At 39.2% G+C, this 24,190-nt stretch carries 15 protein-coding genes; 12 read left to right on the plus strand and 3 right to left on the minus strand.

Features of this window, described 5'->3' with window-relative positions:
* Positions 1-43 precede the first annotated feature (43 nt).
* The 9 genes from I6J02_RS16540 to I6J02_RS16575 all read left to right on the plus strand — a co-directional run bounded on the left by I6J02_RS16540 (position 44) and on the right by I6J02_RS16575 (position 15,911).
* On the plus strand, positions 44-1,207 hold the full coding sequence (locus I6J02_RS16540; protein ID WP_201678937.1) for a FecR family protein: 1,164 nt from the start codon (positions 44-46) through the stop codon (positions 1,205-1,207).
* Between the two features lie 131 nt (positions 1,208-1,338).
* Positions 1,339-1,539 carry a hypothetical protein gene (locus tag I6J02_RS21825; RefSeq protein WP_236582072.1) on the plus strand — a complete coding sequence of 67 codons (201 nt, stop codon included), beginning with the start codon at positions 1,339-1,341 and terminating at the stop codon, positions 1,537-1,539.
* A gap of 12 nt (positions 1,540-1,551) precedes the next feature.
* Positions 1,552-4,605 (plus strand): SusC/RagA family TonB-linked outer membrane protein, encoded by a 3,054-nt coding sequence (locus tag I6J02_RS16545; RefSeq protein WP_236582082.1) that lies wholly within the window; start codon positions 1,552-1,554, stop codon positions 4,603-4,605.
* A gap of 12 nt (positions 4,606-4,617) precedes the next feature.
* The gene (locus I6J02_RS16550) at positions 4,618-6,099 is read left to right on the plus strand and encodes a RagB/SusD family nutrient uptake outer membrane protein (protein ID WP_236582084.1); all 1,482 of its coding nucleotides are present in this window, start codon (positions 4,618-4,620) and stop codon (positions 6,097-6,099) included.
* A gap of 266 nt (positions 6,100-6,365) precedes the next feature.
* On the plus strand, positions 6,366-6,974 hold the full coding sequence (locus tag I6J02_RS16555; protein ID WP_201678938.1) for an RNA polymerase sigma factor: 609 nt from the start codon (positions 6,366-6,368) through the stop codon (positions 6,972-6,974).
* 66 nt (positions 6,975-7,040) lie between these two features.
* Positions 7,041-8,216 (plus strand): FecR family protein, encoded by a 1,176-nt coding sequence (locus I6J02_RS16560; protein WP_201678939.1) that lies wholly within the window; start codon positions 7,041-7,043, stop codon positions 8,214-8,216.
* Positions 8,217-8,353: 137 nt separating this feature from the next.
* Positions 8,354-11,743, plus strand: coding sequence for a TonB-dependent receptor (locus I6J02_RS16565; RefSeq protein WP_201678940.1), 3,390 nt, complete (start codon positions 8,354-8,356; stop codon positions 11,741-11,743).
* Positions 11,744-11,762: 19 nt separating this feature from the next.
* A complete protein-coding gene (locus tag I6J02_RS16570; RefSeq protein ID WP_201678941.1) occupies positions 11,763-13,397 on the plus strand; it encodes a RagB/SusD family nutrient uptake outer membrane protein in 1,635 nt (544 codons plus the stop codon).
* 21 nt (positions 13,398-13,418) lie between these two features.
* Entirely contained in the window at positions 13,419-15,911 is a 2,493-nt protein-coding gene (locus I6J02_RS16575; protein WP_201678942.1) for a zinc-dependent metalloprotease, read from the plus strand.
* A gap of 68 nt (positions 15,912-15,979) precedes the next feature.
* On the opposite strand, the gene I6J02_RS16580 is transcribed toward I6J02_RS16575, so the two are convergent.
* Positions 15,980-18,160 (minus strand): TlpA family protein disulfide reductase, encoded by a 2,181-nt coding sequence (locus I6J02_RS16580; protein WP_201678943.1) that lies wholly within the window; start codon positions 18,158-18,160, stop codon positions 15,980-15,982.
* A 299-nt stretch (positions 18,161-18,459) separates the two neighbouring features.
* On the opposite strand from I6J02_RS16580, the gene I6J02_RS16585 reads away from it, so the two are divergent.
* Positions 18,460-19,446, plus strand: a complete 987-nt coding sequence (locus I6J02_RS16585; RefSeq protein ID WP_236582086.1) for a hypothetical protein — start codon at positions 18,460-18,462, stop codon at positions 19,444-19,446.
* A gap of 668 nt (positions 19,447-20,114) precedes the next feature.
* On the opposite strand, the gene I6J02_RS16590 is transcribed toward I6J02_RS16585, so the two are convergent.
* Entirely contained in the window at positions 20,115-21,479 is a 1,365-nt protein-coding gene (locus I6J02_RS16590) for a WG repeat-containing protein (protein WP_201678945.1), read from the minus strand.
* Positions 21,480-21,842: 363 nt separating this feature from the next.
* Between I6J02_RS16590 and I6J02_RS16595 the strand changes: the two genes are divergently transcribed.
* Both I6J02_RS16595 and I6J02_RS16600 read left to right on the plus strand, forming a co-directional pair.
* Positions 21,843-22,454 carry an FMN-binding negative transcriptional regulator gene (locus I6J02_RS16595; protein WP_201678946.1) on the plus strand — a complete coding sequence of 204 codons (612 nt, stop codon included), beginning with the start codon at positions 21,843-21,845 and terminating at the stop codon, positions 22,452-22,454.
* Between the two features lie 45 nt (positions 22,455-22,499).
* A complete protein-coding gene (locus I6J02_RS16600; RefSeq protein WP_201678947.1) occupies positions 22,500-23,162 on the plus strand; it encodes a hypothetical protein in 663 nt (220 codons plus the stop codon).
* 15 nt (positions 23,163-23,177) lie between these two features.
* On the opposite strand, the gene I6J02_RS16605 is transcribed toward I6J02_RS16600, so the two are convergent.
* The gene (locus I6J02_RS16605; protein WP_236582088.1) at positions 23,178-23,669 is read right to left on the minus strand and encodes a DUF1772 domain-containing protein; all 492 of its coding nucleotides are present in this window, start codon (positions 23,667-23,669) and stop codon (positions 23,178-23,180) included.
* Positions 23,670-24,190 lie beyond the last annotated feature (521 nt).

Here is a 24,190-nt window from a genome sequence, read left to right on the forward strand (position 1 = left end):
GGATATTGCAGTTTCAGAGGGCTTACTTATATAACCCTTTATTATGAAGCAGAAACCGGAACCGCAGAGACTCCAATATTTGGCCGAAAAATGGCTGAACGGAACAATTTCAGCAGCTGAAAAGCAGGAATTTGATGAGTGGTATTTCTCTTTTGAAGACCACATTGTAACAGATCATACTGCTGAAGAGCTGGATAATATCGCTGCCGGGCTTTATAAAGATATCCAGTCTCGGTCCGGAATGACAGTCCCGCCCCGAATTTCAAAAATTTATCCTTTTAAACGTATGTTGTATTGGGCAGCCTCTGTTTTGATACTGATAGGTGCTGGTGCAATTCTGTACATCAGACAGGATAATGTTCCGCTTCAACCTACTAAAACGGCTGTTATTATTCCCGGTTCAGAAAGAGGGAATCTGCAATTGGGAGATGGTAACGCCTATGATCTGGAACAACTTGATACGGGTATTTTTCTTAAAAGAAGCGGGGTTGAAATTGTCAAAACCCGAAAAGGCGAAATTAATTATACTGTACGTTCGGTTGAAGCCCTGAATCCAGATGAAATTGTAGATAATACCGTATCCACACCGAATGGAGGGCAATATAAAATTCAATTGAGCGACGGAACACGAATATGGCTGAATGCGGCGTCTGTGATCAGATTTCCAATAGCATTTGTCGGAGATAAGCGTATGGTTGAATTGCAGGGAGAGGCCTATTTTGAAGTCAGCAAAGACCCGGTGAAACCTTTTATTGTAAAAACAGGAAAAGAAGAGGTTCGGGTTTTAGGCACACATTTCAATGTGAATTCATATGAGGGTGATCCGGTATCTCGTGTTTCTTTATTGGAAGGAAAAGTAGAAGTTCTTGCTAAGAGAGGGCTCTACAAAACCCATCTATTGCCTGGACAGCAGACTGTTAACACCTCCAATTCGATAAATGTGGAATCTTTTAATACAGAAGAAAGCATCGCATGGAAGAATGGAGAATTTATATTTAACAATGAACGTCTGGATCAGGTCATGCTTAAAGTAGGCCGCTGGTATGATGCAGATATAATTGTCGATCCTGAGATCGCAAAAATACTGATCTGGGGATCTATATCTAAATCTGAGCAGATTGATAAGGTCTTAAAACTGATACAACTAACTAATGAAAATATAAAATACCGAATAGAAGGAAGGAGGATATATATGAGTCCAAAATAACCATTAACAGCTAGCATATATATAAAATAAGCTAGAGAAGGTTGAAGGCTTCTCTAGCAGAGATAGTATATATTCTACATTGTACTGACTACAAGTATTACCAATGTAAAACCTTACACTAATCAAATATAATGAAAATAACCTCTAATTATGGGAAGGAAGGCTATTGCAGATACTCTTCTGTCCGAAAAATACTGATTGTGATGAAACTCATTACATTATTCATGGTGGCGGCGCTCTGTCAGGTACAGGCTCTTACACATGCACAGTTAGTCACGCTCAAAGGAAAAAATGCGCGACTCACCGATATTTTAAAAGAAATAAAAAAATAGACCAGATACGATGTGATCAGTGAATCCGGTATCGTGGATCGTCTTCGGGTGGAGGAAGTCGATCTGAATAGAGTGTCTTTGGATAAGGGACTTTCACAGCTATTAGCTCCATTTGCATTAGATTTCGTGATTGAAGATAAAGCTATTGTTATAAGACGATCTTCAGTTGCAAAAATGAGCAAGGCCGAAAATACGACAGATGTACAAACGACAATAAAAGGTAAGGTCAGCGGAAAAGACGGACAGGCAATTAAAGGCGCCACAGTACAGGTGAAGAATACACGTGAAGCTACCGCCACAAAAGATAACGGTGAATTTGAGATTACAGCTAATCCTGGTGACCTTCTCATGGTAAGTTCTGTCGGATTCGTAGCTCAGGAAGTGTCTGTACAAGGTCGGGGATACCTGACCGTGGTACTTGATGTATCCAATAGTGCACTGGATGAAGTCGTAGTGGTGGGATATGGGGAGCAAAAGAGAAAAGATGTACTTGGAGCAATCAGTACAGTTACATCAGAAGATTTTGATGACAGACCATCTACCAATCTGGGCTATTCTATGGAAGGTAAATCAGCCGGCGTGATGATTACGCGCCCGTCCGGTAAACCACAGAATGGGATGAGCGTACGTGTACGTGGTACAAACTCTATTACTGCCGGCAGCAATCCCTTATACATCGTGGATGGTGTGCCGACTCAGTTGATATACGATATTAATCCAAATGATATAGAAAGTGTGTCTGTTCTTAAAGATGCTGCATCAGCAGCTATCTATGGTGCTTCCGGAGCAAACGGGGTGATTCTGATCACAACTAAGCGTGGAAAAGAAGGAACTTCCAGATTAAAACTCTCCGGTTATACCGGTTTCAGCCGGATCGCAAAGAAAATGGATGTGCTGGACAGAGATCAGTATATATCTCTGATGAATGAAATCGGGCAGGTTGCTGATTGGAGTAAATATACCGCCAATACAAACTGGAGTGACGAAGTATTTCGGGTAGCCCGGCTTCAGAATTATCAGATGACTGTAGAAGGTGGCAATGCAAAAACCAAATATTATCTTTCCGGAGCATACTCAAATGAAAACGGAGTAGTGAAAACAAATCATATCAAAAGGGGAACAGTCAAAATGAACCTGGACCAGAAGGTAAATGACTGGTTGAGTGTTGGTACAAGTATCAGCTACGCACGTTGGTTTGATAAAAATATAATCGATAATTCGGGATCAGGCAATGCCGGCGTGATTATGAACGTGCTGACCAGTTCTCCGGTTATCGGTATCTACAATGAGGATGGTACATTTACGGCTAATCCTCTTCGGCTATCTTTCAACAATCCTGTAGCCTATATAGACGGTTCCGTAAACGGATATAATAATAACCGTTTCTACGGGAATATTTTTGCAAATATAGATTTGCTGAAAAATCTGAGATTCAGATCCATGTTTGGATATGATAATTATAACAGTAAATACAATTATTTTTTAGATCCGTTTAAAACAGATTGGGGAAGAGTAAATCGTGGTATTGCCAATCTTTCCAATGAGCAGAGTGAATACTGGTTGTCAGAGAATACATTAGAATATAAACAGACATTTCAGGATAAACATAATCTCGAAGTATTGGGAGGAGTGACCAGTCAGCGTAAATATGGAGAATCCAGCAGTATTGAATCTAAAGGATTCAATAGTACTGCTGTACAAACGGTCAACGGCGGAACAATATTTACAAATCCGATAACAGCTAAGAGTCAGCGGAGTAACATCTCCATTATTGGCCGTATACGCTATTCATTTGACGATAAATATCTGCTGTCCAGTAATTTCAGAGCGGATGCTTCTTCCGTATTCGGTCCGGACAATCGCTGGGGATATTTTCCTTCTTTCTCTGCAGGATGGCGTCTGTCTGAAGAGAATTTTCTTAAAGACGTGTCGGCTATCAACGACCTGAAGATCAGGTATTCATGGGGGCAGGTAGGTAATGATGCAATCGGCGCTTACAGTTGGTACGGAATCGTATCACCCGGAATCAACATGATTCAGGGTGGTCAGGTCGTAGCCGGTACGGGACCATCTACTCCGGAAAATACAAGTCTGAAGTGGGAAGCTTCAACACAGAATAACCTGGGACTTGATGTAACTATCTTAGACAACAGGCTTACATTTGCCTTTGATGTATATCAAAAGAAGACAAAGAATCTGTTGTTAAATAAACCGCTGGCTCTTTCCAGTGGTTTTACAGGAGCATTACAGAATATCGGAGATCTGGAAAATAAAGGATTAGAGCTGACAATATCTTCCAAAAACCTGAAAGATAAGCTAATCTGGAATACGGATTTTAATTTCTCACTCAATAGAAATAAGGTCGGATATATAGGAGGACAGGATATCCTCGACGGATACATTCCTTTACGCCAGGAGGTATCATTGATTCGTGAGGGTTTGCCTTTAGGTGTATTCTGGGGATATCGTTCACTTGGAGTAGATCCTGCTACAGGGATGATGAAGTATGAAGACCTGAATAATGACGGAAATATAGATGACGCTGATAAAATGATCATCGGTAATCCCAATCCCAAATTTGCATTCGGTCTGAATAACAACTTCCGGTATAAAAATTTCGGACTGTCTTTCTTTTTGCAGGGTATTTCCGGCAACGATGTATTCAATGCCACACGAATTGAAACTGAAGGAATGAATGATTTCAAAAATCAGTCTGTTAAAGTCCTGAACAGATGGACAACAGCAGGACAGCAGACCGATATCCCGAAAGCGATCTATGGAGATGTTACTAATTCAGACATTTCTTCCCGATTCGTAGAAAACGGATCTTACATGCGGTTGAAATCTGCGACGCTTAGTTATAGTTTTCCATCTGACTGGCTTAGCAAATTGAAAATAACCGAATTGAGTTGCTATCTGACCGGTGAGAATATCTTTACCGTAACAAAGTATTCCGGATATGATCCCGAATCCAGCGCCTACGGTTCAAACGGAGCCTTTGGTATCGATTTCGGTACTTATCCACAGGCCAGACAATTTATTTTTGGTGTGAATCTAACCTTTTAACCTCCTGAAGCAATGAGAACGAATTATTTTACACGAATCATATTCATCTTGATGATGATCCCCGGACTTTCTTCCTGTGAGAAATTCCTGGACAATGCGCCCATGTCAGAAGCGACTTCAGGCAATGCGTACCGTACAGCAAGTGATCTGGATGCCGCATTGGTCGGTGCTTACCAGACATTCTACACGGAATATTTTATTTGGGAATATTTTGTAGTATCTGATGTCCGTTCGGACAATGCCTATGCCGGCGGAGATGCGGATGAAATATACCAGTATGACGACCTCGATATTTCTCCGCTCAATTCTCGTATACTGGGCACATGGCAGCAATTGTACAATGGTATATCCCGTGCCAATCTGGTCATCGGCAAAGCAGCCGAGGTTCAGGATCCGGCTTTAGATGTCAACAACCGCAGGGAATACCTAATTGCTGAAGCTAAGTTCCTGAGAGCTCTGTTTTATTATGAGCTGGTCAGACAATTTAGAGAAGTGCCTATAGTGACGGCTTATGCAAAGATTAATCCGGAAGATGCCAATATTAAAAAATCTACAGAACTGGAAGTCTATAATTTTATTGTTAAAGATCTGGAAGAAGCTGCGATATTACCCGCTACCTACAGTTCTTCTTCATTAAGTCAGTCTAAAGCAACCAAAGGTGCCGTTTACGCTTTACTGGCAAAAGTCTGGGCTCAGCGTCCGGATCGTGATTACAATAAAGTGCTGCAATATACAGATGAAGTAGAACGTCTGGGCTACGATTTACATGGCAGTTTTGATGAGCTGTTTGATGGTACACACTACGATAACAAAGAAAGCATATTGCTGATACAATTCAAGGAAGGTACAAATCAATCCAACTGGGGACCACAGATGTTGCTTCCTTCATCACTCTCAGGAGATGACTGGCGCAAATACATTACACCATCCAAAGATCTTGTAAAAGCGTTTGATGATGCCGGAGATCATATCCGTAAGGATGCCAGTATCTTATTTGACGATGCAGGCTGGTCTGATGAGTTCTGGAAACCTTGTCCGACAACAGGAGAGATACCTTTTGCCTACAAATTCAGACATGCCAGCGGTTGGATGAGCGGAGACCATATTTACATTCTGAGATTTGATGATATTTTGTTGCTCAAAGCGGAAGCTCTCAATGCTCTGGGAAGGTCTGGAGAAGCTTTGGCTCCGTTGAATAAGATCAGAGACCGGGTAGATCTGCCGGCTTTGGATATTCAGAATAAAGATGCTTTGTTGCGTGCGATACTGAATGAACGGAGGTTAGAGTTTGCATTTGAAGGGGACCGCTGGTATTCTTTGCAGCGGACAGGTATGTTGCAATCCACCATGGACAATCTTAAAGAATACCGTCTCATCTGTGGAGGCAATGGTACATTAATGAATTATGGTATGAATGATAACAGAGTCTGGCTTCCTATTCCGCAGAGTGAATTGAACAGAAATCCGAATCTGGTCCAAAATCCTGGTTATTAATTAATATTCGTACGGTAAATATATTCGGAAGCCCCGGTCTTTTAAAAACAGACCGGGGTTTTTCCTTCTTTTTCTACTGTTTCTGTATTTTTTTAGACTATTTTGTTGTGATCATGTTTGGATATTGTCAAGAAATAAGGGTTTCTCCGGTAATTTTCTAAATAAATAGTTACTTTTGCACGTAAGGTTTTGAAAAGTAACGTCTTTTAAGGGCGTAAACCTGCAAATATGTCTATACCTATCCTCAACTAAACTAACGGAGCATAATGTATCCTTTACAACATGAAGAAGAGTTTGTGAAGCATCTTTCTGAAGGATCTCAGAATGCTTATGAACTTCTTTTTTCCAGATACTGGACTCATGTATTTGCCGTAGTCAAGCTACTTGTTAAATCACAGGAACAGGCAGAAGATATTTCACAAGAGATATTTGTTAAGGTATGGAACCGCAGAGAGGATTTGGGAGAAGTTAAAAACATTAAAGCCTATCTCTATACTATTGCCCGGAATACAACGCTGGACCATTTGCGTAAAAAGGTACTCGTTACCGAAAATCTGGAGCAAATGATTCATTATTTTACTGATCACGCACTCACTCCGGTGCAGCGCATGGAATATAAAGAGTTGGAAAATATAATATCCAGAGGTATTGCCACATTACCTTCCAAAGTAAAAGAAGTATTTGTGATGAGTCGTATAGATGGTCTCTCGCACGAAGAAATTGCTGCAAGGCTGGATATATCTGTCACATCTTCAAAGACCTATGTCGTCAGAGCGCTGAAATTATTAAGACACTACATGTCAAAAAACACAGACCTCCAGGTACTGGTGTTAGGTGCATTATTGTTAGAAAAAATCATATCCCAAACAAAATGATTTTTTTTGTCTTCCCCGAAGATCAGATTACGTCTATAGTTATGTAAAGCATTTATTAATCTTTTGATGAAGGACAAAAAAGCGTTCGAAATACTGTATGCCAAATATATAGAAGGATCTCTTTCCGCAGAAGAACTGCTGGAATGGGTAGAGGCATTTCAGCATCCGGAAAATGAGCAATACCTGACTGAACTGATCGGACGTACTTTTGAGAGCTACAGCGTTCCTGAAGATCCCGAGGCAGCGAAGCAGGCTTTTCATAGATTTGAAAGATTAATTGATACAGAAGACACCTCTTCAGAGACACCTTCGTTATCCCTGAATAAAAGTATATTCCGCATTTTCAGACAATGGAAATACGTAGCAGCAGCCGTCCTTTTAAGTATTGCTTCGTATGGAATTTATCAGTATACATCACAGACAGCTCCACAAGATCGCATTGCAGAGCTTGCTAAATCAGATGTTGCTCCAGGAGGAAATAAAGCCATTTTAAAGCTGGAAGACGGGAGTGAAATGAAACTCGGTCCACAGGGCGAACTTATTGTAAACGGAGACAGGCTGGAAGACGGGGCAGGGAATATGCTGTTAAATGGCCAGTCCAGGGAAACATGGCAGAGCATAGAGGTACCAAAAGGAGGTCAGTATACAATTATTTTGTCCGACGGAACAAAAGTATGGTTGAATGCTGACTCTAAAATGAAGTTTCCGGTCGAATTTGCAGCTCAGCAACGTCAGGTTCAGCTGCAGGGTGAAGCATATTTTGAAGTGACAAAGGATGCATCCAAACCATTTATTGTCAAGAGTGCAGAACAACAGATAGAAGTATTAGGTACCTGGTTTAATGTATCCGCATATCCGGATGAACCTACTGTCACGACCCTGGTTTCCGGCAAAGTAAATGTATCGGCATTTGGAAAACAGGTGGCACTGAAGCCGGGAATGCAGAGTGTTGCGAATGATCAGCAACTTCAAAGTAAGCAGGTAGACGTAGAGCCAACTGTGGCATGGAAAGATGCCAAATTTGTATTTGTAAAAGAACCTCTGGAAGATATTATACGTAAGCTCGAAAGATGGTATAATGTTGACTTTGTCATTCAGCCCGGATCAGAAGAATTAAAGAAAAAAACATTTAGCGGCTCATTATCCCGCAATAGTAAACTGTCTGAAATATTAAATCTATTTAAAATCACTGAAACCATCAGGTTTGAAATCACAGAAAGGAGGGTTTACCTGATGAAATAACCTCTACTAATCAAAAAACCAGAAGCATTAATACTTCTGGTTGACCTAGGCTAATGAAATTAAAAGCGATGTGAATAAGTAAGACCCTTCGAAAGTAATACCTTATCCCTTCGCTTAAACCTAAACTCTTCAAATATATGAATTATAATGTGGGATTGGGAGGACTGCGTACTGTTCTCCTGAAATTATTATGGGTAATGAAAATTACTGTCTTCATGCTGGCTGTAGCTTTTGTCCTGGTATCCTTTAAGGGTGAGGCACAGACCATTAATATCCGGGGTAGTCATCTGCGGATTGAAAATTTAATCAAAGAAATTCAAAAACAATCAGGATATAACTTTTTGTTTGATGATCAGCTTCTCGAACGTACAAATGTTAAAAATGTACATATTGTCAATGCATCTGTCAAACAGGCTTTGGATGCTATTTTCAATGAAACAGACATTACATATGTCGTGACTGATAAGAATATAGTCCTTAAGAAAAAGAAAGAATTGGGTGTGGCGGTCACTACCCTGACGTTGCAGGAAGAAGTCATTAAAGGCATTATTCGTAATGATCAGGGTATTGTACTGCCTGGTGCAACTATCCGTAATAAACGAAGCGGACTTATTGTTTCTACCAATAATGAAGGAGAGTTCAGCATCCGTGCACAGGCAGGTGATGTTCTTGAATGCAGTTTTCTTGGATATCAAAGGGCAGAGTACAAAGTCAAAAATAATGAAAATGCTGCAGTTGTGCTTTCTAAAGCAATAACTGAACTGAACGATATTGTTGTAGTGGGGTATGGTGCCCAGCAAAAGAAATTGGTCGCGGGAGCTATCAATACGATCAAAGGGGATGAGCTTGCAAAATCTCCGGCAGTCAATCTATCTAACACCTTAATGGGAAGGGCTCCCGGAATATCATCTACGATGACTTCGGGAGCTCCTGACCGTGACCGTGCTACTATCAAAATACGCGGAATGGGTGAGGCGCTGATCGTCATTGACGGAGTGGCCAGAGAAGGTCAGGGAATCATTGGTATGGAAATGGATAAGTTGGATCCGAATTCCATTGAAAGTGTTACTGTGCTTAAAGATGCTGCTGCCGCAGTATACGGTACACGCGGTGCAAATGGTGTAATCCTCATTACCACTAAAAAAGGTAATAAAGAACGCCTGGATATTCAGTATAGCGGACAGTTTGGTTTTCAGCAGAGTACCAGATTACCCCGTTTTCTGGATTCTTATCAGTATGCAATGCTGAATAATGAAATGTACGATAATGATGTTGCTGAAAGAGGTTCTTCACCACGGAGTAAGTATACAAATGAGGAATTGCAGAAATTCAGAGATGGCACCGATCCGGATCGTTATCCGAATACTGACTGGTATAAAGAAGTGCTTAATAATACTGCAATGCTGCAACGCCATAATGTAAATGTAAACGGAGGTAGCAAAAATGCCCGTTACTTCGTGAGCGGAACATATACAGATCAGGATGGTCTGATGAAAACCTCCGGATTGAAAAGATATGGCCTTGTCAGTAATACGGAATATGATGTCACACCAAATACAAATTTATCTGTAGGTATTAACTATATCAGTGAAACGGCAAATAATCCGGCCGCATATGCAGAGACGATCTTTAGCAGACTGGCTTCATTGGGATCTATAGCTCCGGCCAGGTTCTCTAACGGATACTACGCTTATTCCGGATTTTCAGGTAATCCCTATTCAGATGTATTAGCCGAAAGTGGCTATAACCGGACCACAAGAAACGTATTTACAGGTTCATTCCGATTGACACAGCAGATTCCTTTTATCAAGGGATTATCCGCAAGTGCTGCAGTAACTGTAGACCGTAACAACGCTTTTCAGAAAGGATTTACTACACCTGTTCCGCAATATACATTAGCACAGGACAGAGAAGAATATACGTTGCAGAATGGTTCGGAAAAACCTTACCTGAGTCAGTCTTACAACCAGAATAACAATGTCAATGTACAGGTGAAATTAAACTACAAGCAAAAGTTTGGAGACCACCATGTCGATGCAATGGCACTTTATGAACAAAATGAATTTAAAAGTGAAATGTTCTCCGCCGACAGAAGCAACTTTCCTGTAGCGAGCTTAGATCAGCTTTTCCTTGGTGACGCCAGTACCCAGAAAAATTTAGGTTCTTCTACAGAAAATGCAAGACAAAGTGTCGTTGGCCGTCTTGTATATAGCTATGATCAGCGTTATGTGGTAGAAGGAAGTTTCAGATATGACAGTTCACCTTATTATCCCAAAGGAAAGCGTAATGCACTTTTCCCGGCAGTATCAGCAGCGTGGATTGTGTCTGAAGAAGACTTTTTCAAAGAGCGTTTCTCATTTGTTGACAATCTGAAAATCAGATCTTCATTTGGACGGTTAGGCAATGATGGCGGTAGCTTGTATACCTATTTTTATAATTATGCCATCATGCCGGCTGGATATGTATTCGGGACAAATAATGCGATTACTCCACTGACCAGAATTTCAAATCTTACTGTTCCTAATACGAATATTACCTGGGAAAAAGTAGATGCCTTTGATATCGGAGTGGATGCCATTCTATGGAAAGGTAAGCTGGGATTGGAGCTGGATTACTATAACAAGAATAAGTTTGATATTCTGCGTTCCAGATCATATGATGTGCCATTGTCATTTGGTATGACTCCTGCTTTGCAGAATTTTGCAAAAGAAAGATACTATGGCTATGAAGCTGCATTGTCACATAGAAGCCGTATAAAAGACGTACAGATCAATGCCCGGATCAACATGACGTATACGAAAAGCCGTGCAGTAGATTATGGAGAAAACGATGCGGTATTACCGGGTTTACGTCAGGAGGGATCTGCCATTGGAATGGTGCGTATTCTGAATGCAAAAGGTATCTTCAGAGATGAGGCAGATGTAGCTAACTGGCCTAAATATCTGAGCAGTCCTAATGGCACTCCTGTTACTCCGAAGCCGGGAGATATCAAGTATGAAGATATGAACGGTGATGGGGTAGTCGAATTGTATAGTGGCAGTCCGGATCGTGCATTTGAGGCACGCTATATCAATCCACCGACTGTATACGGAATCAATCTGGGTGCAGCATGGAAAGGTTTATCTGTAGATGCATTTTTCCAGGCATCGACAGATGTATTTATCAATTATACAGCTGCCAATGATATTGCTAATTTCTATGAACTTCATCTGGACAGATGGACTCCGGATAATCCGGATGCCAGTTATCCTAGATTATTGTCGAATCATGAGAATAACAGACTTCCATCTACCTTTTATGTGAAAAACGGAAACTATATCAAATTGAGAACAGCACAGCTGGCTTATGATATTCCAAAAGACTGGATCAAAGCTGCAGGTCTGAGATCTATGAGTATCACTGTGCAGGGGCAAAACCTGTTTACGATCAGTAAAAACAGAAGATATGATCCGGAATCTACCGGTGCAACAGCCAACTTATATCCTCCACAACGCATCTTCTCTATGGGAGTTCGCGTAGGTCTTTAACATTTAATGCATTTGATCCATGAAAAATAACAACACTATACTTCGTATTTTATTATTATCAGGACTGATAGGATTCTCGTCCTGTCAGAAGGATTTTTTAGATCGCAAGCCGCTCAATCTGGTATCTGAAGAGACCGTATGGTCAGATCCGGCGCTGATCAAACTTTCGGTCAATGAATTCTATACATTTTTAAATACCGGATTTACCAATACCTATATACCTGCTGCAGTAACAGATGATCTGCAGTTGATCGGTACAGAAGAAAAAAAGATAACAGCTTACCTGACGGGTGACTTTTTTAACAGCACATTTCCGGAACGTAATCTCTGGAAAGACGCCTATGTTCAGATCCGTAAGATTAATTATTTTATCGGCAGAGCTGAAACGGCAAAAGTACTGAATGAGGAGGACAGACGCCTGTTATTGGGACAGGCCCGTTTTATGCGTGCCTATTTATATTTTCAAATGTTTTCTTCTTTTAAAGATGTTCCCCTTTTATTAAAGGCTCAGCCTATAGAAGAAGCAGAAGAGAAACCACATAAAATGTCGCATGAAGAAGGAATGGCATTTGTCGCTTCAGAACTTGAAAAAGCAGCTTCGGAATTGCCTGCTACTTATGCTAAAGAGGAGTGGGGACGAATTACCAAAGATGCGGCTTTGGCATTCCGTACAAGAGTACTGCTTTGGGCTGCCAGTCCGCTTAATAACACAGAACAAAATATGAACCGCTGGAAAGTAGCTGCTGATGCAGCTGAGGCGGTTATCAGCAGTAACGCTTTTCAACTGCAGAAAGAATATAATGACGTATTCCTGGTTAAAAACGTAATGACGCGCCCGGAAGTAATTCTCGAATTCAGATATAATGGTTTGAAAGGTGAAAAACAACATGCATTTGATAAAAACAATAGCCCTACTGGTTACGGTGGCAAGGGTATCAATTGTCCTACCCAGGATCTGATTGATATGTATGAAATGGCCAATGGAAAGGCTATTGATGAAACCGGATCAGGTTACGATAAATCAAATCCTTATAAAGGAAGAGATCCGAGATTTGAAAAATCTATCCTGTATAATGGAAGTATGTTTAAGGATCGGGCAGTAGAAGCTTTTACCGGTGGTAAAGATATGCCAAGAACAAATCCAAGTCCGACAGGATACTATATGAAGAAATTTATTGATGAAAAATTCGACTACAATAAAGATGCAAGTATAGGGAGCAGCACCAACTGGGTAATTATGCGTTACGCTGAAGTCCTGTTGAATTTTGCAGAAGCAAAGAATGAAGTAGAAGGGCCTGTACAGAGTGTATATGATGCTGTAAATGCAATACGTAAAAGGGTGGCAATGCCAGAATTGCCCAAAGGTCTGGATAAAGACAAAATGCGTCAGCGTATACAGAAAGAGAGAAGGATAGAACTTGCTTTTGAAGATAATATCCGCTATCAGGATCTGAGACGTTGGAAAACAGCAGATGTGGTACTGAATAAGTCTGTAAATGGCGTGACGATTACGAAGAATACCGATGGGACATTTAAATATGTAGCAAAATCTGCCGGAACACGGGTATTTACGGAAAAAAATTACTGGATGCCTATCCCGCTGACAGAGCTGGGTGTCAATACAAATCTTCAACCGCAGAATCCGGGTTGGTAATCTATATACATAAAGACAGAAATGAGATATATAAGTAAGATAACCATCGCATTGGCGATGATGACTATGGGGACAGGATCTCTTTATGCCCAATCAGGCAAATGGTCCGGTCTGGTGAAACTGACAGATAAATCAGATACTTCAAAGAAGGAAGATGATAAACCAAAAAAAGATAAGATCAAAAAATTCGATGAACTGATCAGTAAAGATGCTGTTAAAAGTAAGGGGCTCTTTAATAGTTACCGTGTTGGCGATAAGTATTATATGGAGCTACCGGATAGTCTGTTGAACAGAGATATGTTAGTGGTCACACGCTTTACACAGACGCCTGTCGGCCTCAAAGAATTCCGTTCACAATATGGAGGAGAGATGATCAATGATCAGCTTTGGCAATGGCACCGAAGAGAAAATACAATCTATATTCGCGTACCGAGCTATGCCTACATGGCTACAGGAAATACAGACATCAACCAGGCACTGGCCAATTCCAACGCTATGCCTATTCTGGCTGCTTTTGATATAAAAGCGTTTAATGAAGGGGGGCGCAATGTAGTGATTGATGTAACGGATTTCTACAACGGGGATATTCCGGGGATGCAATTGCCGGAGAACCTGAAGAAAACATATAAAATCGCAGGTATAGATGCTTCCCGTTCTTATATTGATACAGTCAAAGCTTTTCCGGAGAATGTGGAGGTAAGGACTGTCAAAACCTTTAAGACACCTGATCTGCCCGCAGATAAGACAGTCGGAGCGATGACTTTCGGACTCAATACCTCCATGGTATTGTTACCAAAAGTACCTATGCAGCCACGTTATGATAATCAGAGAGTAGGCTATTTTTCTAACCGCAAGATTGATTTTGGTGCGAATGATCAAAAAGTAACCAAAAAAGCATTTATTCAGCGCTGGCGGCTGGAACCTGCTGATTTGGAAGCGTACAACAGAGGGGAACTGGTCAGGCCTAAGAAACAGATCGTATACTATATTGATCCGGCTACACCCAAGAAATGGGTGCCTTATCTGATTGCTGGTGTAAACGATTGGAATGAAGCCTTTGAAGCCGCTGGATTTAAAGAAGCTATCGTAGCCAGAGAGGCTCCGACTCCACAGGAAGATCCGGAATTCAGCACAGAAGATGCACGCTATTCTGTCATCCGTTATTTTGCTTCGGAAACTGAAAATGCATATGGTCCGCGTATATCTGATCCGAGATCAGGAGAGATCATAGAAAGCCATATCGGTTGGTACCATAATGTAATGTCATTGCTTCGCAATTGGTTTTTTGTACAGACTGCAGCTATTCATGACGGAGCACGTGGTGCCAAACTTAGTGATGAGCAGATGGGACAACTGGTTCGGTTTGTATCTTCACATGAAGTCGGACATACTTTAGGGTTGCTCCACAACTTCGGATCCAGTGCAGCATATGATGTAGACTCTCTTCGTTCTCCGGCATTTACCGAAAAATATGGCACAGCACCTTCTGTAATGGACTATGCACGTTTCAATTATGTAGCACAGCCAGGTGACGGAGTGAAACAGATCTATCCTAAAATAGGAGAGTATGACCGTTTTGCGATTGACTTTGGTTACCGTTATTATGCAGGCCAGACTCCGGAACAGGAAGAGCGTGCATTAGAATTGCAGATTCGCGAGAAAGTAAAGAATCCTGTATATTTCTATGGCAGACAGGGATCTATGGATCCGCGTGCACAAAGTGAAGATCTGGGGAACGATGCTGTAAAAGCAAGTGATTATGGAATTGCCAATTTACGTTATATTCTGCCGAATCTGGAAAAATGGACGTATGATAATGCGGATGATTTAAGTGGTACTAAAGAATTGTATCTGGAAATTATGCGCCAGTATCGCCGCTATGTCAATCATGTGCTTGCAAATGTTGCAGCTATGACAGAAGACGTGAAGACAATGGGCGAACCAGGAGCTGTATTCACGTATGTAAGCAAGGATAAACAGCAGAGAGCTGTTGACTTTGTGGGGAGACAGGTTTTCCAGACGCCTACCTGGTTATTGGATTCCACATTACTTTCCCGTGTAGATTACGGAACAATGGTCAACCGGATCGTTGAAATGCAAAATCAGGTACTGACTTCACTGATGGAAACATACGGATTTGCACGCATGCTGGATGATGAATTTAAAAATGGTAATCAGGCTTATACTGTAAAAGAACTGTTGAACGATCTGGAGAAACAAATATTTGAATCAAATGCCAATGATGTATTCAGCAGAGGATTACAGCGTGCGTATGTAGATCGGTTAGGCGTATTGCTGAAACTTGATAAACCTGTACAGGAGACAGCCTACGCAGCAGCAGGTCTGACACCTTACAATCCGAATCTATCAGATATGCGTATCATTATGTACGAAGCGTTGCTACAGGTGGAGCAAAAGATTGCTAAATCTGCCAAAAGATCAAAAGATTTTGAGGCGGTTCATTACAAAGACCTGTTGAATCGTATAGAGAATATCAAAAAACTTAATAAATAGCCGGTTTTCAGACTATTATATTAAGATCTTATAACCCCGTACCGGCTACAGCCGGTACGGGGTTTTATTTAATACAATGTCGCTAGTTGTTTAACAAAACCTTGCCAATCAGAGCCAAACATTGTCGATATTAGTTTTCCTTCAGGCGTAACAATAAATTTGCTGGGATAGCCCGGTACTTTGTAGCTATACTGTACTTTTTCATCAGACATCAATACCGGAATTGTAAACTTGTTTTTAGCTAAAAAGGCCTCTACCTTTTCCTTTGTATCATTACAGGCAATGGTGATAAAATCTATTTTGCTTTTATCATCTTCCTTTAGCTTCTCATGATAGGTGTTTAGTCTTGGCATTTCAGCCACACAAGGACCACACCAGGTTCCCCAGAAATCTATTACAGTCCATTTACCCTTAAACTGAGCGATATTTACATTCTTTTCTTCCAGATCAGTTAACTCAAATGCAGGTGCATCTGCGAGCTGAGGAATAATCTTATCTTTAAAATACTGACCAAAAGAAACAGAATCGAATTGCTTTTCATAAAAATTCTTTAATCCACTAAAATTACCGGAATGATTTATCAAAAATTCCTTTACATAGTTTTGTAAAGCCAGATCTTTTTGCCCGTTTTGAGCCAGCATGTCGAGGTATTTTTCATTGTAATTTTCTTTAGCTACACCAAATGATCTTTCATAACTATTGACACGTCGATCCTCATTTTTATTCTCGTGGGAATAGAATACCGCCTTTTCCGTATAGGCAAGAGCCTGAGCCGGATCTGCTTCCGCCGCATGCAGATAGTAGCAGTATGCGAGGTGTGCTTTTTTAACAATACGATAGCCGTTTTGTTCATCCTCAGCCAATGGAGTCAGCTTTTTTATAATTTGATCCAGAAATGCTGTTGCAGTACTTTTATCTTTTTCACCAAGTAATTTGCAGATAAATAAAGCATATCTGCTGGCATTTCCATCATTCCAGTAGGAGGGATCAAGTGCTAAAAGTGCATTGCCATAGTAAAGCAGACTGTCTGCATTATTTTTATTTAAAAAGGCTTTATGCCATAGTATCATGGGAGTGGCCGTTGTTTTTTCTCTTTCACTGAAAGAAACCGATAATTTGGATAGCTTATTAATAGCTTCACTTTTTCCGGCTAAGACATGTTGGTAAAGATCATTCTGTGCCCAGGAATAGAGTTGTTCATTATCCAGTAAAGGAACAATCTCGATAAAATCAGCCTCACTTAAATCATCAAACACAATCTTATTGGAAAGGTGATATGTACTCTTTAAAAGAAGTGGTCTTGTTTTCTTAAGCTCTTCTTTATAGGTTTCATAATTTCCCTGACGTTGTATCAGCCCAAGTTTAATACTATTGAAATCCGGACGTTCACCGTAGAGCGGATCGTATTTGCTGATGTAATTCTTTAATTTTATACTGTCAATTTCGTTGTTAGTCATTACTGCCTGACTCCATCCACTTCCCTCAATAATCATGACCAGATAGTTTTTTTCAGCATCAGATTTTACCGGAGGTAATGAAGACGGTTGGACGGCAAAGTAAAATTCACTTTTTACCCCCTTATTGTTTACATCCTGATCTACTTTTGTAGTAAGGCTGGCCTCTGTTATCTGAAACGTATGGATGTCAAAGATCGTTTTCTCCTGAGTTTTTTCCGCTGTATTATTTTCGTCCCGGATAAAGGAAGCCTGATTTTTATCTTTTTTCTGTGTCTGACCACTTAGTTTACTCTTCTCTTTTGAAAAAAATAAATACTGGGCCATTGTCTGACTCTTACTTATTGTATTGGCTAAAATATTGCTCTGATATTCTGGCGTAATCTGCCAGTCTGTTAATTGCCGGAGTAATTCTGAACGAAGTTTTAGAGAGTCAATTTTTACTTTTCCGTTTGTCACCTCAAACTGGATGGGCCTTCCATATAACAGTACATAAGGAATCGTAGCTGTAGTATTCTGAATGTTCCTGTTTTTGCTCGGATGAGCAGTTGATAATGTCATATTGAATCTATTGTCCACTGTCGAATAATAGATATCATTGACCTGTATTTGCATCAGGAAAGTAGAATCTGATATTTTTCGGATTTGTTTTAATGTAACAGTGTACTCTTCATCACTTACCTGTTGACCAATACTGTATTTATTGCTTACTTTAAGATGCTGCTCTTTTTGTTTCTGTGCGAAACTTAGTGTCGCTGTAAAAAGAAGAAAACAGGTTAAGGTTATATTTCTCATAGTCTAAGGTTTTTATTGTTTTCATAAAAGTATGTTTTATTTTTCTTGTAGTAGTCTGATTAGTTAACAATTAACAACAATTAACAAAGAAGGCAGACGTAAGACTTAATAATCCCTGATATCAGCTATACCCATACTATTTTTAATTGGGTACTTTTGAAAGTATGCATTATTTCAGTGAATCCAAAAATTGAATATCTATGAAACATCTGCTTTTACTTTTTTTCATTAGTTTATATTACCCGCTGAGTGCCCAGAACTCCTCCGAACTTATTTCTGAAGCTACAGAACTTAAGAGTATGAAATCATATTTAGCAAAAATCACACTTAAGGACTGGCCTTATATGATCCCATTTCAACAGGATAAAAAATGGGGATATCTGGATCAGAGAACAATGAAAATAACTGTTCCGGCTTTGGCAAATACCTTATATCTGTTTAAACCAGAGGGATATATAGGTACATTCAATGACTATAATAATGATTTATTTTATACCCTGACTTTAGATGAGGAAGGAAAGTTGCGAACACATTCTGAACAGGTGGCTGAACTGGTCATGCCGCCTCAGCAATACGGACGATCCCCAAATCCGAATATTAAATCTATATCTTCTGAAAATGGATATACCGGATTTGAATATAGAGTGGTGGCTGGTGATATCATAGAAATTACAGCGTATTCAGATCTGTACACATCACATAATGTAAATGAACCTAAGCTGACCCCCATGCGTATTGATGGAAAAGTATATGCAGTAGCAGGTAAGTCTACAGCAGATCCGAATGTGACACATTTTGGAATTATAGCCAGTGACGGTAAGCCTTTACCAGGTTTTAATTTTGAGCATCAAAAGGTTATTCCTATCGGAGGTGTAAAGGACACAACATCAAACTGGTTTCTTGTACAACTGACAGGAGGTAGAGATATGAAATACAGCTACATGAATCATAAAGGAGAGTACAAACTTAAAGACAGTCTTTCTTCAAGAATATATAACTGGGCTTATCAAAGTAGCCAGGAGCATTTTCCATACTACATGCCTGTGAAGACAACAGCCGGATATTTTCTGACAGACCAACGTATTATTGATACTTATGAATTGAAATATATTAATTCAATTCCGCAGAAATTCAGACTGGAATATCTGGACTATATGAATACTAAAGCATATAATAAGGAAAGTCCGGATATAACGCGTCAGACAGCAAAAGTATTTGTCGTAGTCAGTCAGGAAGGGAAGTCCTATTATATGGATTTGGAAGGTAAGATTTATGAACCTCAGTAACAGGACTGAGGTTTCTTTCAGATAAATCGGGTACTTATTTCATATTAAATTGCGTCAGTTGGCGTCCTCGCCAACTGTATATCATCATTTAGCTAAATCGGATTCTCTCTTTCACATTAAATTGCGTCAGTTGACGTCCTCGCCAGCTGTAACATCATTTAGCTAATTCGGACTCTCCCTTTCACAGGAAGACGCGTCATTTGGCATCCTCGCTAGCTGTATATCATTATTCAGATAAATCAAGACCTTTCTTTCAGAAGAAGTTGCGTCAGTTGGCGTCCTCGCCAACTGTATATCATCATTTAGATAGATTTGGGATCTCTTTTTCACAAGAAGTAGCGTCAGTTGACATCCTCGTTGGCTGTATATCATTACTCAGATAAATCAAGATCTTTCTTTCACAAGAAGTTGCGTCAGTTGGCGTCTTCGCCAGCTGTAACATCATTCAGATAGATTGGCAATAATAGACTAAATAGCAAAAGCCCGGGGTTTTTATATCCCGGGCTTTCTATTTTTAAAATTATTCGTTATGTCTTAAAACCTTTAGTCTTAAACTAACCAATAATCTTATTGTACTATATAAAACGTCTTATTAGCCTATTTGTTTTATAAATTTTTTGAAATATATGTAAGCATCTGATTTGCAGCTTTTTATTTTTATTATAAGCTTATTTCTCTTCCGCTACACGCTCATCTTTGGTGTTGATAAGAAACAGATCTTCCATATCAGAATCCATGGCTACGTATGCCACCCCATTAGAAAAACCTGTTGCATAAGCATATTTGAAAGGAATCATTACTTTGCCATTCTGATCCAGAAAGCCATATTTATCATCCTTTTGTGCTAAAAAGATATTCGGATCTTCCGTAGTAGCGATGAATTGAATGTTACCGCCCAGTCTTTTCTGATCTTTTATAGTATACAGATTATAGAGTTCGCCTTCTATCGCAATAAAATGCGTCGCATTCCGGTCGGCTATATAACCATAATTTGCCGGAACGATTTGTTTATCTTGCTCGTTAATTAGACCACTTTTGCCATCGATCTGAAAGATTGCAGTACCATGTTCAAAGAAGGAAAGCATGTCATATTTGGCATTGATCACAACTTTACCATATTTGTCCATCAGACCGAATTTGTCATTTTTACTGAAGAGAAACTGTTCACTATTGGTATCATAAGACAGAAAGCTGTAATTAAAAGGAATGACTGTATTTCCTTTAGGATCAATGGTTCCGTAATTATAATCTGCATCACTTGCCACTGCGTTGCCTTCGTAAAAGTGTAGTATCGATGTGAATTTTGGTTGGGTAATTACATTTCCTTCCTCATCTCTCAATCCGTACAATGAAGTATTTTCATCTGTATATAGATAAACACCTTCTCCAAGCGATTCTGTATCTACCGCTTCTGCTGCTGCTTCCTCCATTTCAGTAAAATCCTGAGGTACAGTTAACAACGTTTCTGCAACATCTTCCTGCTCAATTTTATGTGCAATGATGCCGCTGCCCATAGCACTCATACTTAGTGCTGCACCAGGAAGTTTTTTTAGAAATTCGTAATCTCCCCAATAAATACTAGGGATCTGCTCTGTATACCAGATTTCCAGTGAATAAGCACCATCCGTATCTTCCGAAGCATTGATCTTTGCAAGTTTACAGATATATCCGGCAATTTTTTTCTGTTTACCAGCCACATATTCAATATTCAGATCGTCAAAATTATGGTCAGCAGGAGCTTCATTTTCTCCGTATATAGTAGCAAATTGTTTCAGGCCGGGATACAGCATAGTGGAGGTTCCCGTGTTTTTATTTGTAAGCTGTACAGTAGGATCCTCTCCTTCTACATAAAAACGGATAAAATCCTTATTTACCCAGCCCTGAAAAATAGTTTCCTGTTCATCGTTCTGGTTGTTGTCTGCTGTTTCCTGCGAAAAAAGACTGTAATCAATTCTGAACATTTTTTTGCTTTGTGCAAATGATGTGACACAAGACACAAGCAATGCAACTAACGTAATACTTATTTTCTTCATGTTGTAATAATACATATTGTTAGTACAAAGATGCTCAATGTAGCGGAGGTATTTTATCCCTGAAAACGGCTAATTTTTCTATTTCATACATTTTTGTGATTATCAGCCTGATAAATATTATTTTTATGATGAAGTAGCAGCCTATTTAACCTGAAAAATTATCATCTGAAATTAAAATCAACTTGCTGAGCTAAAAAAAAAGCGATGTTTTCGAAAGCCTGTCGGAATGATTTTTTTGTTTTAATTGAAAGTAGCATATAAACTGTATCCCTTGTATATTGAAAAACTGTGACTGTATTTATTTCTTAAAGAAGCATATTTTTGGTTATAAATAAATTATCCGCTTGTTAAATATATAAGTAAATGTTTGTACCCAATAGTTTCAAATTTGATAACCTATCAGATCAGGTGGCTTTTATGAAGCAATATAGCTTTGCTACTATGATTACAGCTCACGACAATTTGCCTCTCGCTACACAACTTCCCTTTTTCGTAGATGATACAGGAGATACACTCTTGCTCAAATCTCATTTTGCTGCTGCAAATGAACAGACGAAATATATAGAAGCAAATACTTCGCTTGTTATCTTTTCAGAGCCCCATGCTTATATATCGCCATCTCATTATGACAAAACAGAAAGTGTACCTACCTGGGACTATATTACGGTACATGTATATGGTAAGACCAGAATAGTTGACGATGAATACACTAAATCGGCAATGTTAGAGCAAATGATAAAGTTCTATGAAAAGGATTATCTCAAGCAATGGGAAAATCTTCCTGAAAAGTATAGAAAAGGGATGATGAAAGGTATAGTCGCTTTTGAAATGGAGGTGTCAGCTATTCAGGGACAGAAAAAGCTGAGTCAGAATAAAACAAGTGCAGAACGAAACCGAATCGTACAACAACTGGAGAAAAGTGAAATAGCTGTGGAAAAAGATCTGGCCAGATATATTCGTGAAATCGATACTTAAGAAGAGATTTTTTATCTTTGTAATCTTAAATTGTAATATAACGTTATGAAACATAATGTCTTCTCTTTAACAGCAGTTATTGTATGCTTCTGTATAACGACTTTAAATGCCTACAGTCAGGTAAACAATACGGTTTCTGATTTTATAATTACTGCGCAGAGAGATACACTGTACGGTAAGATCTTGTCCGTAAAAGACAATAAGTTGAAATTTAAAAATAAAGACGGAAATAAGATATTCAAACCAACTGAAGTTTTGAAAGCGTATAACTCTTTTACGGACAAAGTATATGCTCCTATATCTATACAAATCAAGGCGAACGCTGTTGTTAAACCGGTATTTGCAGAGATTGTTCAGGAAGGAGAAATTGCGATATATGCGGTTGAAAAGATGCATAATGGTTCGCCCAGACATAGAAATTACGGGATTGGAAATCGTGAATTAGTAATGGGGCCAACCGGGTCTATTTCTGTAAAGCATTATGCTGTCAAAAAATCTACGGGTGATATCGCTGAAATAGGAAATTCTGCGATAGATTTATTTGGAAAACAAACAAAAAAGAGAGCGGATAATCTGTTGAAACTTATTGAAGATGAACTCGTACTTTCCAGTAACTTACAAAAGGAAAAAAGCTACAGTCAGGATGTATTCATCCGCTATATAACAGATTATAACAAAGGCAGAACTTCCGGGAAACTCTCTGATTAAAGAATTTTTAAACTCTTATTTGGATCTTGTAATACAGGAGATAAGCACCAGAACTATTGTACCTATGGCAGCAAAAGTTCGTACGTTATTCCAGAAATTCCACCGCTCTTCAAAAATATCCCGCATTTCACGAATCTGAGCCGCTGTAGAATCATTTATTTGAAAAGCTTCCAGTCGGTTATTAAGAGGTACATTTACAATTGCTGTAACAGCAAAAACACCAAATATATAGCAACAACTTGCCAGCAATAGCAGGATAAAAACTGTGGAGGAACTCTTGTAGTGTTGAAATGTAGTTAAAGGAAGTAATAGCAGCGATCCCATAAAACAGGCAAAGAAGTAGGTATTCAGTACAGCTCTGTTTATTTGTTGCATTGCCCTTAAGTATTCTGAATCTGTCAATTTTCCTAACCCTGTGCTAACTGAAATAGAGTAGGAGTAGAAGAAACCTGCCATCAATGCAGTGCTGACAGCGGTTAATAATAGTATAATATCTGGTAATTTCATAGGCATATAATTTATTTCAGCGTCATCTTTCAAGGACTTTCCTGAAGTGGTTGCTCACTTTTATAAATTACTAATATACATATTGATGGTGCTAAAATTTTATTAGTATATTTAAAAGAGGATTTGAATTCTTGAATTTAAGAGCATTTAACGTTATCTTTCAGATGGATTTCTGTTTCTTTTAAGTTGTAAATCTCCTGGAGATGTTGCAAAATACTGATAGCAATATAACTAAGGCAAAAGTTTTACTTCTCTTTCAGAAAAACCCAAACAATCTTATCAGAGGAATAATTATGAGGTACCGATTATATATTTACTATCTTAAGAATATTATGATCGTTAACTTGGTTATTTCAGGATTATTTGCTGCATTTGCTCCGGTTCAAATCCTATTTTTCAAAAATCCCTATCTTTCAACGTTTTCTTTCCTTTTTACAACTATAGGATATGCTTCAACAGCACTGGTTTTTGATTATTTTGGAAAAAAAACAAAATACATGTACTTTAATATGGGCGTTTCC

Source organism: Sphingobacterium spiritivorum, assembly GCF_016725325.1.
In the GTDB taxonomy this organism is placed as follows: Bacteria; Bacteroidota; Bacteroidia; order Sphingobacteriales; family Sphingobacteriaceae; genus Sphingobacterium.

Coding starts and splice junctions, on each gene's coding strand:
- I6J02_RS16540 (WP_201678937.1), top strand. CDS start 44: ATGAAGCAGAAACCGGAACCGCAGAGACTCCAATATTTGGCCGAAAAA.
- I6J02_RS21825 (WP_236582072.1), top strand. CDS start 1,339: ATGAAAATAACCTCTAATTATGGGAAGGAAGGCTATTGCAGATACTCT.
- I6J02_RS16550 (WP_236582084.1), top strand. CDS start 4,618: ATGAGAACGAATTATTTTACACGAATCATATTCATCTTGATGATGATC.
- I6J02_RS16555 (WP_201678938.1), top strand. CDS start 6,366: ATGTATCCTTTACAACATGAAGAAGAGTTTGTGAAGCATCTTTCTGAA.
- I6J02_RS16560 (WP_201678939.1), top strand. CDS start 7,041: ATGAAGGACAAAAAAGCGTTCGAAATACTGTATGCCAAATATATAGAA.
- I6J02_RS16565 (WP_201678940.1), top strand. CDS start 8,354: ATGAATTATAATGTGGGATTGGGAGGACTGCGTACTGTTCTCCTGAAA.
- I6J02_RS16570 (WP_201678941.1), top strand. CDS start 11,763: ATGAAAAATAACAACACTATACTTCGTATTTTATTATTATCAGGACTG.
- I6J02_RS16575 (WP_201678942.1), top strand. CDS start 13,419: ATGAGATATATAAGTAAGATAACCATCGCATTGGCGATGATGACTATG.
- I6J02_RS16580 (WP_201678943.1), bottom strand. CDS start 18,160: ATGAGAAATATAACCTTAACCTGTTTTCTTCTTTTTACAGCGACACTA.
- I6J02_RS16585 (WP_236582086.1), top strand. CDS start 18,460: ATGAAATCATATTTAGCAAAAATCACACTTAAGGACTGGCCTTATATG.
- I6J02_RS16590 (WP_201678945.1), bottom strand. CDS start 21,479: ATGAAGAAAATAAGTATTACGTTAGTTGCATTGCTTGTGTCTTGTGTC.
- I6J02_RS16595 (WP_201678946.1), top strand. CDS start 21,843: ATGTTTGTACCCAATAGTTTCAAATTTGATAACCTATCAGATCAGGTG.
- I6J02_RS16600 (WP_201678947.1), top strand. CDS start 22,500: ATGAAACATAATGTCTTCTCTTTAACAGCAGTTATTGTATGCTTCTGT.
- I6J02_RS16605 (WP_236582088.1), bottom strand. CDS start 23,669: ATGAAATTACCAGATATTATACTATTATTAACCGCTGTCAGCACTGCA.